At 59.0% G+C, this 13,438-nt stretch carries 14 protein-coding genes and 1 pseudogene; 6 read left to right on the top strand and 9 right to left on the bottom strand.

Features of this window, described 5'->3' with window-relative positions; genetic code table 11:
• Positions 1-649: 649 nt before the first annotated feature.
• Complete coding sequence (locus ACVC7O_RS03795; RefSeq protein ID WP_458324757.1) at positions 650-772, top strand: hypothetical protein; 123 nt, start codon at positions 650-652, stop codon at positions 770-772.
• Positions 773-918: 146 nt separating this feature from the next.
• On the opposite strand, the gene ACVC7O_RS03790 is transcribed toward ACVC7O_RS03795, so the two are convergent.
• The 5 genes from ACVC7O_RS03790 to ACVC7O_RS03770 all read right to left on the bottom strand — a co-directional run bounded on the left by ACVC7O_RS03790 (position 919) and on the right by ACVC7O_RS03770 (position 5,106).
• Entirely contained in the window at positions 919-1,305 is a 387-nt protein-coding gene (locus ACVC7O_RS03790) for a hypothetical protein (protein ID WP_458324756.1), read from the bottom strand.
• 542 nt (positions 1,306-1,847) lie between these two features.
• Positions 1,848-2,036, bottom strand: coding sequence for a hypothetical protein (locus ACVC7O_RS03785; protein WP_458324755.1), 189 nt, complete (start codon positions 2,034-2,036; stop codon positions 1,848-1,850).
• Positions 2,037-2,355: 319 nt separating this feature from the next.
• On the bottom strand, positions 2,356-3,486 hold the full coding sequence (locus ACVC7O_RS03780) for an aldo/keto reductase (RefSeq protein WP_458324754.1): 1,131 nt from the start codon (positions 3,484-3,486) through the stop codon (positions 2,356-2,358).
• A gap of 33 nt (positions 3,487-3,519) precedes the next feature.
• On the bottom strand, positions 3,520-4,086 hold the full coding sequence (locus ACVC7O_RS03775) for a nuclear transport factor 2 family protein (RefSeq protein WP_458324753.1): 567 nt from the start codon (positions 4,084-4,086) through the stop codon (positions 3,520-3,522).
• A gap of 90 nt (positions 4,087-4,176) precedes the next feature.
• On the bottom strand, positions 4,177-5,106 hold the full coding sequence (locus tag ACVC7O_RS03770; RefSeq protein ID WP_458324752.1) for a LysR substrate-binding domain-containing protein: 930 nt from the start codon (positions 5,104-5,106) through the stop codon (positions 4,177-4,179).
• 55 nt (positions 5,107-5,161) lie between these two features.
• Between ACVC7O_RS03770 and ACVC7O_RS03765 the strand changes: the two are divergent.
• From ACVC7O_RS03765 to ACVC7O_RS03750, 4 genes and pseudogenes are all read left to right on the top strand, one after another.
• A pseudogene (locus ACVC7O_RS03765) lies at positions 5,162-5,527 on the top strand (hypothetical protein); the annotation flags it as partial.
• A gap of 33 nt (positions 5,528-5,560) precedes the next feature.
• Positions 5,561-6,082: an EamA family transporter gene (locus ACVC7O_RS03760; RefSeq protein ID WP_458326030.1), complete on the top strand. Its 522-nt coding sequence runs from the start codon at positions 5,561-5,563 to the stop codon at positions 6,080-6,082.
• Positions 6,083-6,113: 31 nt separating this feature from the next.
• Positions 6,114-7,448: an adenylate/guanylate cyclase domain-containing protein gene (locus tag ACVC7O_RS03755; protein WP_458324751.1), complete on the top strand. Its 1,335-nt coding sequence runs from the start codon at positions 6,114-6,116 to the stop codon at positions 7,446-7,448.
• 254 nt (positions 7,449-7,702) lie between these two features.
• A complete protein-coding gene (locus ACVC7O_RS03750) occupies positions 7,703-8,428 on the top strand; it encodes an SDR family NAD(P)-dependent oxidoreductase (protein WP_458324750.1) in 726 nt (241 codons plus the stop codon).
• Between the two features lie 302 nt (positions 8,429-8,730).
• Here the strand turns inward: ACVC7O_RS03750 and ACVC7O_RS03745 are convergent, their stop codons facing one another.
• From ACVC7O_RS03745 to ACVC7O_RS03730, 4 genes are all read right to left on the bottom strand, one after another.
• Entirely contained in the window at positions 8,731-9,576 is an 846-nt protein-coding gene (locus ACVC7O_RS03745; RefSeq protein WP_458324749.1) for an enoyl-CoA hydratase/isomerase family protein, read from the bottom strand.
• An 87-nt stretch (positions 9,577-9,663) separates the two neighbouring features.
• Positions 9,664-10,452: an SDR family NAD(P)-dependent oxidoreductase gene (locus ACVC7O_RS03740; protein WP_458324748.1), complete on the bottom strand. Its 789-nt coding sequence runs from the start codon at positions 10,450-10,452 to the stop codon at positions 9,664-9,666.
• Positions 10,453-10,464: 12 nt separating this feature from the next.
• Positions 10,465-11,430 (bottom strand): LLM class oxidoreductase, encoded by a 966-nt coding sequence (locus tag ACVC7O_RS03735; protein WP_458324747.1) that lies wholly within the window; start codon positions 11,428-11,430, stop codon positions 10,465-10,467.
• 13 nt (positions 11,431-11,443) lie between these two features.
• Positions 11,444-12,220, bottom strand: coding sequence for a CmcJ/NvfI family oxidoreductase (locus tag ACVC7O_RS03730; RefSeq protein WP_458324746.1), 777 nt, complete (start codon positions 12,218-12,220; stop codon positions 11,444-11,446).
• A 114-nt stretch (positions 12,221-12,334) separates the two neighbouring features.
• On the opposite strand from ACVC7O_RS03730, the gene ACVC7O_RS03725 reads away from it, so the two are divergent.
• Positions 12,335-13,249, top strand: coding sequence for a LysR substrate-binding domain-containing protein (locus tag ACVC7O_RS03725; protein ID WP_458326029.1), 915 nt, complete (start codon positions 12,335-12,337; stop codon positions 13,247-13,249).
• Positions 13,250-13,438 lie beyond the last annotated feature (189 nt).

Raw genomic sequence — 13,438 nt, 5'->3', positions numbered from 1 at the left:
CTTCGAACTGGTCTAGCCGGCGCCCGACATGTCCGATCCGTTGGATGGAAACCGCCACCACATCAACGGTCTCCGTAGGGGGCGGGCACCTGCGTCCGTCACCACGGTGAGGGCATCGGACACGATCAATAGCTGGCGAGATTATTGAGGGGACTATAAGACCGTCATGGAGATCTGCAAAGATGGAATCATGTGTCGGCGTCTTGCAATGCGGCATTCGCCGAAAGTGCATTGTCGCAAGCTCTAAGTATTGAGTGCAAGCACCGGTAAGTTCGCGTCCGCGGGGAAGCCGAACAACGGTGGTGAAGCCATATGTCACTCGACAACCTTTGCCCGAGTTTTGTTCGTCAGTGTCCTTCGCGCGCTATCGTGCCTTTGTTAATCTGTCCATGCCGCGTTAAGAACGGTTCCGCGGCCTGGTACTCGATCAGCGCCATGCAAGGCCGCGAGCAAGCCGCGGTGGGGTGCTCAGATCATCGACCTGAACGGGCTAGAGATTAACTCAAAAGACGACGCCAGCTTGCCGGATAGCGCACGCAATGATGATATTTTCATCGACGTCACCGAAGGCGTGATCGGCAACCAGACCGCGTTCGGCATCTCTTTGGAAAGCTAAAAAGACCTCGGGATTGAGGCCCGGACTGGCACGATGAACGCGATCAAGGAAGGGCTCGACCTGCAAACCGATAACACGGATTGCATCACCGTTCGTACCGCAGGCGGAGCAATGATTGGCGGCGAAGACGGCAGAGTTTCGTTGACAGCAACATAGGTTCTGACATTCGCATCGACAAAATCGCAGGTACCGTCGAAGGCAGGGGTGGTGCCGGCATCGAAGTGACTCTGACGATTCAAAACCGCAGTTACTTCTACACTGGCGAGGTTATCGGCGTTAACCACGGGATGGATCTTAATCCGTCAGGTGCAGACTAACTCGATCTCGATGTCACTGGCGGAGCGGTCACGGGCGGAGAGGCCGAGGACACCAATGCTCAGCTGGACTACACCTGCTGCGCGGATATCAAACGAAATTGGATGTAACCAGTGACTCGCGATCGACATTATGACGGCGATTCTGGTGAGATCTGCGGCTCCATCTGAGGTGGCGCCGTGACTGCACACATCGCGGACGGCATCGTGGTCGAGTCCCTCTTTGGATAAGATATCAGCTTTGTCATCATCCACGTCACGGGAGGCTCGAGCGGTATCGCGGTAATAGCAGACGATGGCAAAGACATCTAGTTCGACAGCAGACGAGGCGCCGTTATAGGCCCGACAGATGTGGGCATCGAGGTTGATCAGCATGGCGGTGTGACCCGACCGTTGCAACCGTTGGCATCATGAATGCGATCTATGGCATCCTTTTCAACTCGCGCAACGTGACTGGTATCAACATTGATTCCACCGCGGTGTAAGACATCCTCGACTAACGCCTGCCACTGATCATCTCTGGCGGCGCCATCGGCACCCACGAGACGGCGATCGGGGTTGTTGGTTGGGCCGACAGCATCGACGTCTTGGCGGAACGGTAGCTAGATTAGCCTTGAGCACTAGCGAAACCTACGGGACCGGGATCTTCGGACATAGCCTCTTTGACGCCTGCGATGACAGGCTCTCTTTCGCGGAAGCCGCGTCGATGATCCACTCTTTCCGGGCGGCTTTATCAGTCGGGGTCATCAGTAATAGTGACAGCCAGTGCAAAGCACTGATCTCGAGCCTCTATCGCAGCGTCGTTGAGGGCGATGTCCGGCCCTTGTAGGAGATATTGGCAGAGGATATGATTTTGTTCGCGACCACGCCGTCTGAGCTCTTTCCCCACGGTGGACGGTACAATGGGCAGCACAGCGTCATGCGTCACACAACCCTTTTGGTGCGACGACGATGCCCGCGGCTAGGTCCCGCGCATGATTGTCGAGGAAGACGACCAGATCGCGGTCTATCTCGACATCGAGCCGGTTGATCGCCAATCTGGCCAAGTTATGCTGTCTGACTGGGCTGATGTCTTCACACTGCATAACAATAAGATCGTTCGCCATGTCCAACTCTTCAGAACAGAGATCGCGCCCGGGCAAAGGTCCGCCGCGAAAGTGTAAAGTGGCAAGGCCGTCTACATCCTGATACAGGGGCCGGGGAGGCGACACTACCGCTGCGGATAATCTGGCGATATTGAAAAAGAGAACCGTTACTGCTGGCTGCATAGGGTGGCAGCGTGTTCTCGATGTACCCAGCGCACCGACCGTAAAGGGTATTTGGCCACCTCGAACCTGAGCCAGCCCAGTGAACATGCCGCGTGAGGCTGACGGCGGGGGCTGACCTGAACGCTATAGCCCCCGCATCAAAACTAAGGTCTTTATCTCACCCCTGTTTGGGAGCTTCGATATTCGACCAGGCTGCGACCATGGGCGGCATGCGCGCGCCCTGAACCTCAATCGCCGCAACCTCGGCATTCAGTTGTGCGAATTCATCCGGTGTGAAGGTTACAGCTGTCGCGCCCGCGTTCACCATAAGATGCGGCATCTGCGTCGTACCTGGGATCGGAACGATAGACGGGCCTTGAGCCATCAGCCAGGCCAAAGCGATCTGACTTGGGGCGGCGGACTTCCGCTGACCCCAAGCTTTGACAAGCTCGACCAACGCCAAGTTCGCCTCCCGGTTCTCGGGATCCATGCGCGAGGTGCCGGCTCGGAAATCGCCGGGCGCAAAGCTGGTGCCCATGTCGATGGCGCCGGTCAAGAACCCGTATCCCAGCGGGCTGAACGGGACGAAGCCGACATCTAGCTCTGCACACAAATCAAGCAGGCCGCTTTCCGGTTCGCGCCACAGCATCGAGTACTCGTTCTGAACAGCACTGACTGGCAGCGCGGCGTGGGCCCGGCGCAATGTGTCATGGCCCATCTCGGACAGGCCCCAATGCAGGACCTTACCTTCACCTATCAAGTCCTGCACCGCACCCGCGACATCTTCGATCGGCACTTCTGGATCGACGCGGTGCTGATAGAGCAGATCTATCCGGTCGGTCCGCAGGCGCCTCAGCGATCCCTCGACCGCCTGCTTGATATGCGCGGGTCGGCTGATCAGCCCGGGGGCCCAGGCGCCGGTCTCGAGGTCCACGTTGAACCCGAACTTGGTTGCGATCTGGATCTGATCCCGGATTTGGCCGGTTGCCTCGCCCAGAATGTGCTCGGACTCGTGGGGTCCATACACTTCTGCTGTATCGAAAAAGGTGATGCCTTCGTCGAACGCGGTGCGGATGATCCGATGCATTTCGGCGCGGTTGGGGATCGTGGTGTGAAAGGTGCGGCTGTGGTTTTGCACGCCAAGGCCGATGGCCGACACCTCGAGCGTGCCGAGCATCCGCCGACCTTGCGCAGACGGTGTGCTTGTGGACTGGGCCACTGCCCGGGTCGCGGCGATACCACCAAGGGCCATGGCAGCGGCGCCTGAAGTCAGAAGAGAACGGCGGGTCGAGTTGAATGGATTTGTCATGGGGATTTTCCTTTTCAGAAAGAAAGGGTCAGATCAGCTGCCCGGCGTGTCGCGGACGAAGGCGTTGCCCCGTTGCGCCGTGGCGGCGAAGGTCATTGCATCGATCTTCCATCCGGCGGCGGTTGCGACAAAGCCATGGATATAGGTGCCCCAGACTTCCCAGAGCCCGTCACCCCCGTTTTCAGGCAGCGCGCCGCGCTCCATCCGGTTCCAGGCATAGCCGTGGGACAGCATCGTGGCGCGACCATCGTCTTCAAAGGTGACGCGGTGATTGCCGCGCAGGTGAAACGACGCCTTTTCATCCGTTAGATTGGCCGACCAACCGTCGATCAACGCGTCTGCCGGGATTGTGGCGGGGTCTCCGCCGATGAGCGAGGTGAAGTCGACGTCGATTGTGTCAGTGAAGAATGACCGCGCGCGCGTCCAGTCTTTCGCGTCAACGGCGGCATCAAGTGCGTCGACGATCCTGACCATCTCGGCTTGGGCCACGATGGTCTCGGCCGTGATGGGCGTTCCGCTGAAAGCAGTGGTCTCTGCATGGGCCGGGGCAACGATGGCAAGCATTGCTGCAACAACCGGGGCTGTGAAAGAGCGGGGCATAATCTGTCTCCATCGGTTCGTGTGATGGGACATATTTGGAGTATCTATTGCATAAATAGAAATTCTGTATTGATATAGTTTTGATACCTCTCAGGCATCAATATCGTTGACGATGTCACCCAATCGCTGGGTGAGGCTGCCAGCCTGCTTGGGCGTTACGAACAAAAACTCGATGGGCACCGACAGACCCCTGACCTGATGAAACCACACCTGCTGCGGGGGGCGGCACATGTTGGCCGAGTTGACAAAGGCGCACCCGACCCCGGCAGCCACCAGGCTGAGCATGGTTGTTTCGTCGTCTGCCTCTTGGACGATGACAGGGTCAAAGCCGATACCCCTTAACGCGGCGAATAACGCATCGTGATAGGCAGGCGCCACGGCACGCGGGAAGGCCACGATGGGCAGCCCGTCAATGTCGTCCAGGTCAAGCGGCCCCTCCTTTTCAAATTCGAGGTCTGCTGACGTCGCCAAGACCACATTACCCTGACGCAGTGGCAGAATGTTCAACGCGTCTTCGACCAGGCTGTCCTGCCTGTAGACGAAGCCCGCATCCAGATCGCCCGCTAGCAAAGCCTGAATCTGGTCAACGGAGCCCATCGGTACAACATCCATACGCACGCCGGGATAGGTGCGCGCAAACCGATTGAGGGCAAGCGGGAGATGTCCTGCCCATGAAGCATTCTCCAACAGCCCAATTCGAAGATGGCCGGCCTCCCCGCGATCAATCCGACGAGCCTCATCTGCAGCGTCTTCTGCCGCGGCGAGGATGGCGCGCGCGCGGTCTGCAAATACCCGCCCCGCATCGGTCAGGTGCACGCGCCGTCCTTCACGCACCAGAAGATCAATCCGCAGTTCCGCTTCCAAATCGCGGATCTGACGCGAGACAGCGGGCTGCGCAATGTTCAGGCGCGCAGCAGCGTGGCTGACGCCGCCATGATCAGCGACCGCCACGAAGTAGCGAAGATGCCGAAGCTCCATAATCAATGCCCTTCTGCTATCAAAATGGCATCCAATTAGCATTGGAAAGCATCGCTCTCAACAGTCATCTTTCGCGAGATCAATAGGGACGTGTGGCATGTCAAAGTCTACTTTACTGGGACCATGTCTGGGTGCCGCGACGATCTTGTGCTGGTCAGGGTACAACGTCGCAGCCAAACACGGGATCGACACCGGACTGTCTCCCGAGTTGCTTGCGTTCCTGCGCTTTTCGGTCCCCGGGCTTGTGGTAATACCCCTTCTGGCTCTGCGCTACACAAACGGCGTACCTTTGGGGGTCTCGCCCTTCCGACTGATCGTACTAGTCCTGCTTGGCGGTCCGGTGTTTGGCCTGGTGGCAGTGAGCGGCTATGTCCACGGACCGCTCTCGCACGGGTTGCTCTTCGCCCCGGTTGCAGTGTTTGTGACAAGCAGCCTGCTGGGTGCCGTCCTCCTGAAGGAGCAAGTGACCCCGCGACGCCTTGGTGGAGCTGCAGCTATGTTTTTCGGCCTTGCAGTCCTGGTTGGGCTGGACCTGCGCGGCTTCGGACCGACCTGGATGCGGGGTGTGGGGCTATTCTTTCTCGCGGGCAGCATGTGGGGAGGCTACACGGTGCTGCTGCGCCATTGGCGCATTCCGCTATTACAGGGCACGTTGGGCATTGCGGCCGGATCAGCTCTGCTGGCACTCCCGCTTCTGCGACACGCCGCCTGGAGCGAGATGCACGCCGTGGACCCCATCAGCGTGTTTCTACAAGTCGTTATGCAAGGCATTGTTGGCGGGATCATCAGCGTAGCGACGCTGATCAGCGCTGTGAGGGTCCTGCCGGTCCAACAGGTAGCCCTTTTGCCGATCTTTACACCAGTCGTCGCCCTGGGCCTCGACGGCATGGCCTTCGGCACTGCACCCACATTGGCTGAGTGCATTGGTGTTGCGATCATCTTGGCCGGCTTTGGTGTGGGCCTTGACGTTTCTGCATCAAAATTGTGGTCGAGGCGCCATGGCGCAGCACATCGTTAGCTCAAAGGTACTAACAGGGGCCACGTCCGACATGACCACACAAAACGCCGATCTTTTCGAAACCGAGGCAGCCGCCCGTCTGATCCGGGCTGAACAAGCCGGGTTGCGCCTCGCCATCGGCTGTCGCACACTGATCACCGGGCTGGCGTTTGGCTGGTACGGCGGTGCTCCCCTGTTCTTCGACAATTTCGAACCACGGCTGGCGGCAATGCTTGTTCTGCTGGCCTTCACTGCCGTCGGGGTTGCGCATCTGCTGGTGATCGGCACCCGGTTCGACCGGCGGTGGATGAAGTATGCGGTCTACTTACTCGACACGTTGGCGATCTGCGCAACCTTCGCCTTGATCCCGATCAGCCGCGCTGGCGACGTACCGCAGATCATCGCGTTCCGGGCCTACGGTATCTACTTCCTGTTTCCACTGGTCGCGATGTCGTGTCTCAGCCTGTCGTGGAGGCTGGTTCTTTGGACAGGGCTGATGTGTGTGGTGGGTTGGTGGGGCGCATTTCTTTGGGTCGTGTCCGGCATGGACAGTTATCTGTCCTGGGCCAACATTCCATCTGCCGCCAGCCGCGCCGATTACGAATCCATTTTCCTGTCCATCGACTTCATTGGTCGCGGCAACCGGATCGAGGAAACCGCAATGATCTTTTTTGCGGCCCTCGCACTGGCGGTCGCGGTTTACCGGGCACGCGGAGTATTCTTTGCCCAGGTCGCCGCTGACCTTGAGTGGAGGCGCGAGCGTACGGCACGGGAACGGGTCAGCGCGCTGTTCGGCAAATACGTGCCCGCCGCCGTTGCCCGCTCGCTCATCGCAAATGACGGGCCCATGCGCCCGCAGCGGGCCGCTGGGACGGCGCTGGTCATGGACATTGCGGGTTTCACCACTTTTTCATCACATCACCCACCCGAACATGTCATCGCCGTCCTTGACGCGTTCCTCGCGGATGCAAGCGATGTGGTTTCCCGTCATGGCGGCATCGTGATGTCCTATCTGGGCGACGGATTTCTGGTCACGTTCAACGCGCCGATCAGCATTGCCCAACCTGGCCAGGCAGCCATCGACACAGCTCAGCAGTTGTTGCAGACCGCCCGCGCACACGACTTCGCCATCCGGATCGGGATCGCCAGCGGAGATCTCGTGACCGGGACAATCGGGTCATCCGAGCGGCAGTCGTTTACCGTGTACGGCGATCCCGTGAACCTGGCAGCGAGATTAGAAAGCCAGTGCAAGGAATTGGGTGTGGCCATTCTCGTGGATGACGCAACAAGGCGGCTGTGCAATAGCCACCAACGCTTTAGCGCGCGCGGCACGCGAAAGATCGACGGGTTTTCAGATCAGGTCCCCGTTTATTGCTTGTCCGCGTAACGCGTTCTGATGTCGCCGTAAGTCATATCGCAACCAGACGCAGTACCGCCATCCGGTGGGCCTATGTTGATGGCATAAAATGCTCTCCAAGCGCAGCGTTGGCTGCAATCGACAGCTGCCCACACTGGTCGGGGCCTTATCGCGCTATGTTCGAAAGGTTGGATCTTTGCCAACGGCTTTCAAAACATTTGCTGGTTGGCGCTCAGAGGCTACTTACTGAGTACAATGCTCCACACGAAAAAGGAGACATCCCCGTGCCCAAATCTCTTCTTTTGACCGGAGCAAGCCGAGGCATAGGACATGCAACGGTCAAGAAGTTCTCGCGTGAGGGATGGCGCGTTCTGACATGCTCACGCCATGCCTTCGATGCGAATTGCCCCTGGCCGGGAGGTGCGGAGAATCACATCCAGATCGACCTGTCCGATCCAGCGGATATCATAAATGCTGTTGAGGTCATTCGCGAGCGCTTGGATGGGCCGCTGCATGGATTGGTCAATAACGCTGGCATCTCGCCGAAAGGGGCGGACGGCGCGCGCTTGAACACCATCGACACCGATCTGCTGGACTGGGGAAAGGTGTTTCATGTCAATTTCTTTGCCCCGATCGTGTTGTCTCGTGGTTTGAAAGATGAGTTGGTCGAAGCGAAAGGCTCTGTGGTCAACGTAACCTCAATAGCTGGTTCTCGTGTCCACCCTTTCGCCGGGGCGGCATATGCCACGTCCAAGGCGGCACTCGCCGCTCTGACCAGAGAAATGGCACATGATTTCGGGCCATTGGGAGTGCGCGTCAACGCCATTGCGCCGGGGGAGATCGAAACATCCATTCTGTCACCCGGCACAGAGAAGATCGTGGAAAACCTCCCCTTGAGGCGGATTGGAGGGACCGGTGAAGTCGCCGACGTTATCTATTTTCTGTGCTCAGATGCAGCCTCTTATGTGAATGGCACCGAAATCGAAATCAATGGCGGTCAGCACGTTTGAGGTCTCGCTCGGTGCAATCTGCTGTGCCGACGAATAACTGGTTTTGATGTCAGCTGGCAGGCCAAGTCTGGACACTGCCTGTCAGCGCGACCCGAGAGGCAACCTTCGAAAATCAGACTAGCTTGTAAAGCCATGTCTCCCTTCGTTTGTACCATTGTCCGCTGCCGGGTGGGTGTCTTCTGAAGGACAGCCTTGCTAAACGAGAGCACGTCATTCCTAGCAGCGCGCCGATTGGTCAATGCAAAGCGGACTACTGGCCATCTCCAGACGACAGACAGCCAGCAATTGCCGCACGGAAACTGTCAGTTGATCTCTTGCACCTTCATGACCAGCTCGCCCCAGTTGCGCTGGTTCTCGATGTCATGCTCCAACCCTTGCTCATCCGCGATGGCAAAGCGCTTGACTGCGGGCGTTTTGCTCGTCGCCTGATAAAGCCAATAGGCTTCCGCCTTCAGCGCTTCGTTGATGGGTTTGTCGATGGACTCGTAAACCATCTGCTTGCACGCGTTGATCGACTCCGCCGGGAATTGCGCGATGCGGTGCGCCAGAGCATCGACGTAGGGTCCGATCTCATCCGGCTCGAGCGCCTTGTTGATTGTCCCCAGACGTTCCGCGTCGTCGGCATCGTAGTCCTGCGCGCTGAGGATGATCTCCAGCGCTTTGCCCAAACCGGTTTGACGCGCCATCCGCGAGGCACCACCGCCGCAGGGCAGAATGCCCATGCCAACCTCCATCTGCATAAACTTGTACTTGCCGCGGGCGGCAAACCGCATGTCGAGGGCCAACGCCAGCTCATGTCCGCCACCGCGCGCGAACCCTTCGAGCTTGGCAATGGTCGCCTGCGGGACCTTGCTGATCCGTTCGCAGACAGCTTGCAGATCTAGCAGCTGTGCATCTTCGCGGGACACGGCCTCGGTCGACATGTCCTTGAGCAATTCAGTGTCATAGTGGCAGACCCAGATCTCCGGGTTGGCCGACTGGAAGATGACAACCTTGGTGTCGCGGTCGCGTTCCAGCCGCATGGCGAGGCTGTTGAGGTCGGCCAGCATTTCCTGGCCTTGCACGTTCACGGAGCCGAAGCCGAAGGTAACAGTGGCAACAGCGTCCTTCACATCCACAGTGAATGTTTGAAAGTTCTCGTACTTCATTGGGCGGTCCTCTCTTGGTCTCGACATCAGCGATGCGAGGGGTTGGGTTAATGGGATTGGGTGTGAGGGCGCAGCGCGCCGTGGGGATCAGCCGTCTTCGCGCAGGATGCTCTTGATGCTTTCCATGACCTCGCTCGCATGCCGGGCGTTCAAAGCTGCGGAATGCGGGTCAGCGAAATTGCCGCTGTCATTGTCAAAATAGGCACCAGACGCATCCGCGAACCTGTCGCCGAGTGCCGCTTCGATCAGAATGTCAGCGCCCTTGTTCAGATCGCTGCCCGCGACTCCGAAGCCCTCCTTGACCATCTTGGAGGCCAGCAGCGACCCTGGGTTGACCGCGATCATTGCGGGCCCTTGGGGCAGTTCCTTAACCCATTCCCGGGTCCAGATAGTAATCGCCAGCTTGCTTTGCGCATAGGCGTCCATGTCCGACAGGCGTTCTTTGCCCAACATCGCATCGATGTTGACCGGTGCTTGCGCCGCCGAGGAGAGGTTCACCACGCGACCGCCCGCAGGCATGATCGGCAACAAGAGCTCGGTCAGTTGGTACGGCGCGAAGGTGTTGACCACAAACCGGATATCGAACCCGTTATCGAGAACCGTTTGCGGCGCTTTCAACACTCCAGCATTGTTGATCAGCACGTCCAGCCTGTCGTGTTTCGCACGGATCTCACGGGCGAGAGTTTCCACCGCGGCCATGTCGGACAGATCCGCGTTGAAGGTCTCGACCGCACCACCGATATCAGCACCCGCAGCTTCGAGCTTTGCCGCGCTGCGGCCATGCACCAACACGCGGTGACCCTCTGCCGCGAGCTTTTTGGCTGTGAGCAGGCCGATCCCGTCCGTTGAGCCAGTGATGAGGATTGTCTTGGTCATGGGAGATCTCCTTCAGGAAAAGTCTGGCAACAGCTCATCCGCGAGCCGATTGAGCGTTGTATCGATTGGTGCGCCATTGAAGCGCAAGTTGAGGGCCACGTGGTTCACGCCGAGCGCCTCGATCTCGCGCAGGTAGCGCCGCAGGACCTTGGCGCCGGATTGAAAGCCGAGATGGATGGCGCGCGCGGGTGCATCCGCATCATCCAGCAGGTCGATATAGAGGGACTGCATGACCGGCTTGTCGGGTTCGCCCGCAGCCTTCAGCCGGTCGCGATAGTCCGCGATGACCTGACCCTGTGCGGTGGCATCGCGCGGGTAGGTCATCCAACCATCGCCATTCTGCGCCACCCAGTCGGGCGACTGTTGGCTGCCGCCGGTGATCAACACCGGCAGGCGGGCCCCCGCGGGTTTGGGTAACAGGTCGATATGGCCGGGCAAGCTGCCGAATTCATTCTCGTGGCGCGGATACGGCCCACCGACAGCCCGAATGTAATCCACGCTGGCGCGGAACCGCGCCCCGCGATCCAGATAGCTTTGCGCCATTGCGGGATACTCTTCAGGCCGATCCCCCGAGGCCACACCGAGCAGCAACCGGCCACCGGAGAGGACATCCGCCGTCGCCGCCGCCTTTGCCACATGCGCAGGATGGCGCAACGGCAGGATGACACTGGCTGTCCCAAGCGCAATGCGGTCCGTCGCCGTTCCCAGCGCGCCCAGGTAGACAAACGGATCGAACAACTGCCCTGCGTCGCCAAAGCTCGGCACGTTGAAGGGAACGTCGCGCAGCCAAAGTGCCGAGAACCCCAGACGCTCGGCCAATTGCGCAGCTTGGATATGGCCTCGCATGGTCGGCTCTGTCCCAACGGGATAAGCTTCCAGCGGCAGCACCAGGCCGATGCTCAAGCGGGTGGGCTTGAAGACCTGATCGTAGGCTGAATTGATCCGCGGAAAAACCGTTGTCTCTGTCTTGTCCAACATCGGGGCTCCTCGCTCAGTACCGCACCAAGGTGCGGCTCTCGATACTCTTTCGGATGGTCGTGACATCCGGGTCCTCAACCCGATCCAGCGCGCTGTGCGCGATAGACGGCAGACCGCGATTGTCATAGATGTTGAAGACCGCCACCTCGTCGGGTGTCATCTTTGACTGGTAAAGCCAGTCATGGGCCGGACTGCCGACAAGACCCATGATCTGGCCTTTTCGATCCGGGTAGATCAGGTCCAGCAGAATCCAGTCCGACGGATCGACACTGGACGGGCGGACAAAGCCAAGCGGTGCGCTGTTAATCGGGTGGTCGACGGGCCGCCACACGTTGATAAAGGCATAGTGACCCTCACGCCACTCGGCGGCCTTTTCCGCGCCCAGCAGATCGGTCAGGCGCTGTTTCGCGCCATCTTCACTATAGTCGCTGTGCACATTGCGCGCCGGTTTTCGCGTCGCATCAGGATCATCGACCCGTACGGTGTGATCGAAGACCACAACGTCTTGCACACCCAGCCTGGTGGTCAGAAGCTGGGCCAGCTCACGATCATACGTTTCGTTCCATGCGTCTCCGATGAAGTCCTCGACCGCAGTGGGAAAGCTGACAAACTCCACCGCATCCTCGGCAAACCGCACCGCCTCGTTGGAGACACGCACATCGGTCAATTCTACCGTTGTCGGCGCGAGTTCGGGCGATATCAGATTGCCAACGATGCCACCTGCGTCCAATTCGAAGGCCTGCCGTTCGTCTTTGTGCACATGGTAGTTGACTGTCGCTGTGAGGGCCATCGGTCCGCGCTCCTGTATGCTGTGCCTTCGATTGATAAGAGATTTAGTTCCTAACGATCTTCAGATAAATGAGGCATATCCGCATTCATAATTCGGGAAATGGATATAATGAGTATCGATACCGATGGTCTGCGCTTGTTCGTCCTTGCAGCCGATTTGCTGAACATCAGCGCGGCGGGCCGCAGGTTGGGTATGGCGCCTGCTGTTGCCAGTTCGAAACTGGCAAAGCTTGAGCACAGTGTGGGTGCTGATCTGCTCCACCGCACCACACGCAAAGTCTCACTATCGATAGACGGTGCCGATTTCCTGCCCTTCGCGCGCGAGATGATCGCACAGGAAGATGCGGCGCGCGCCGCCTTGGGTCAGGCCTCGGCTCATGTCAGCGGCACCTTGCGCTTTGCCGCTCCCAGCACCTTTGCCCAGATCTACATTGCACCGATCCTGCCGAAATTCCTGAGCCAACACCCAGACATCACATTGGATCTTCGTTTGTCGGACGTGCAGTTTGATTTGATCGAGGGCAGCTATGACCTTGCGCTGCGCAACGCGCCCCTCCTCGACACCAGTCTCAAGGGACGCAAACTGGCGGACGACACGCGCGTCCTTTGCGCCTCGCCATCATATCTCACTGCCCATGGCACGCCACAAACGCCGTCCGATCTGGCAGATCACAAGCTCATCGCCTTTCGGCATTTGCATGCACGACCTTTGAAGACCGCGCTTGGCGATACCGCCGCGTTCGATCCCAGCGCGGCACAGAGCAGATTGATCATGGACGACGGGCTGAGCCAAATGCGCGCGACGCTGGCCGGTGCCGGCATCTCACTGAATTCGCTTTGGAGTGTGCATGACGCGCTTGCCTCGGGGCAGCTTGTCCGTGTCCTGCCCGCCTACGTCGGTGCCGAGGACAATGTCCTTTGGCTCATCTATCCCAAATCCAACGTGCTGTCGCCGAAGGTTCGGGTGTTCATGGACTTCCTGATTGGCGAAGTTGGGAAGACGCCATCTTGGGAGCGATCAACGGGATGAAAATTGATCGACGGTCTCGTGTTGGGGGTGTGGAAGATGCACTTTGGCCAACACTGCCTCTTCACTTTTCCGCAAGTGGAGGCGGCAGCCTTTGTTGGTCAGCAGAGGATCGGTCGCTACCTAATCTCTTGACTTGTCTGTCGGCGTAGCTGCGCAGCGTTGCATGGAACTGGGTGACGTGGTTCCCCC

Source organism: Roseobacter cerffii (assembly GCF_054226325.1).
The sequence above is the reverse complement of the archived record's forward strand: the minus strand, read 5'-3'. Positions and strand labels throughout refer to the sequence as shown.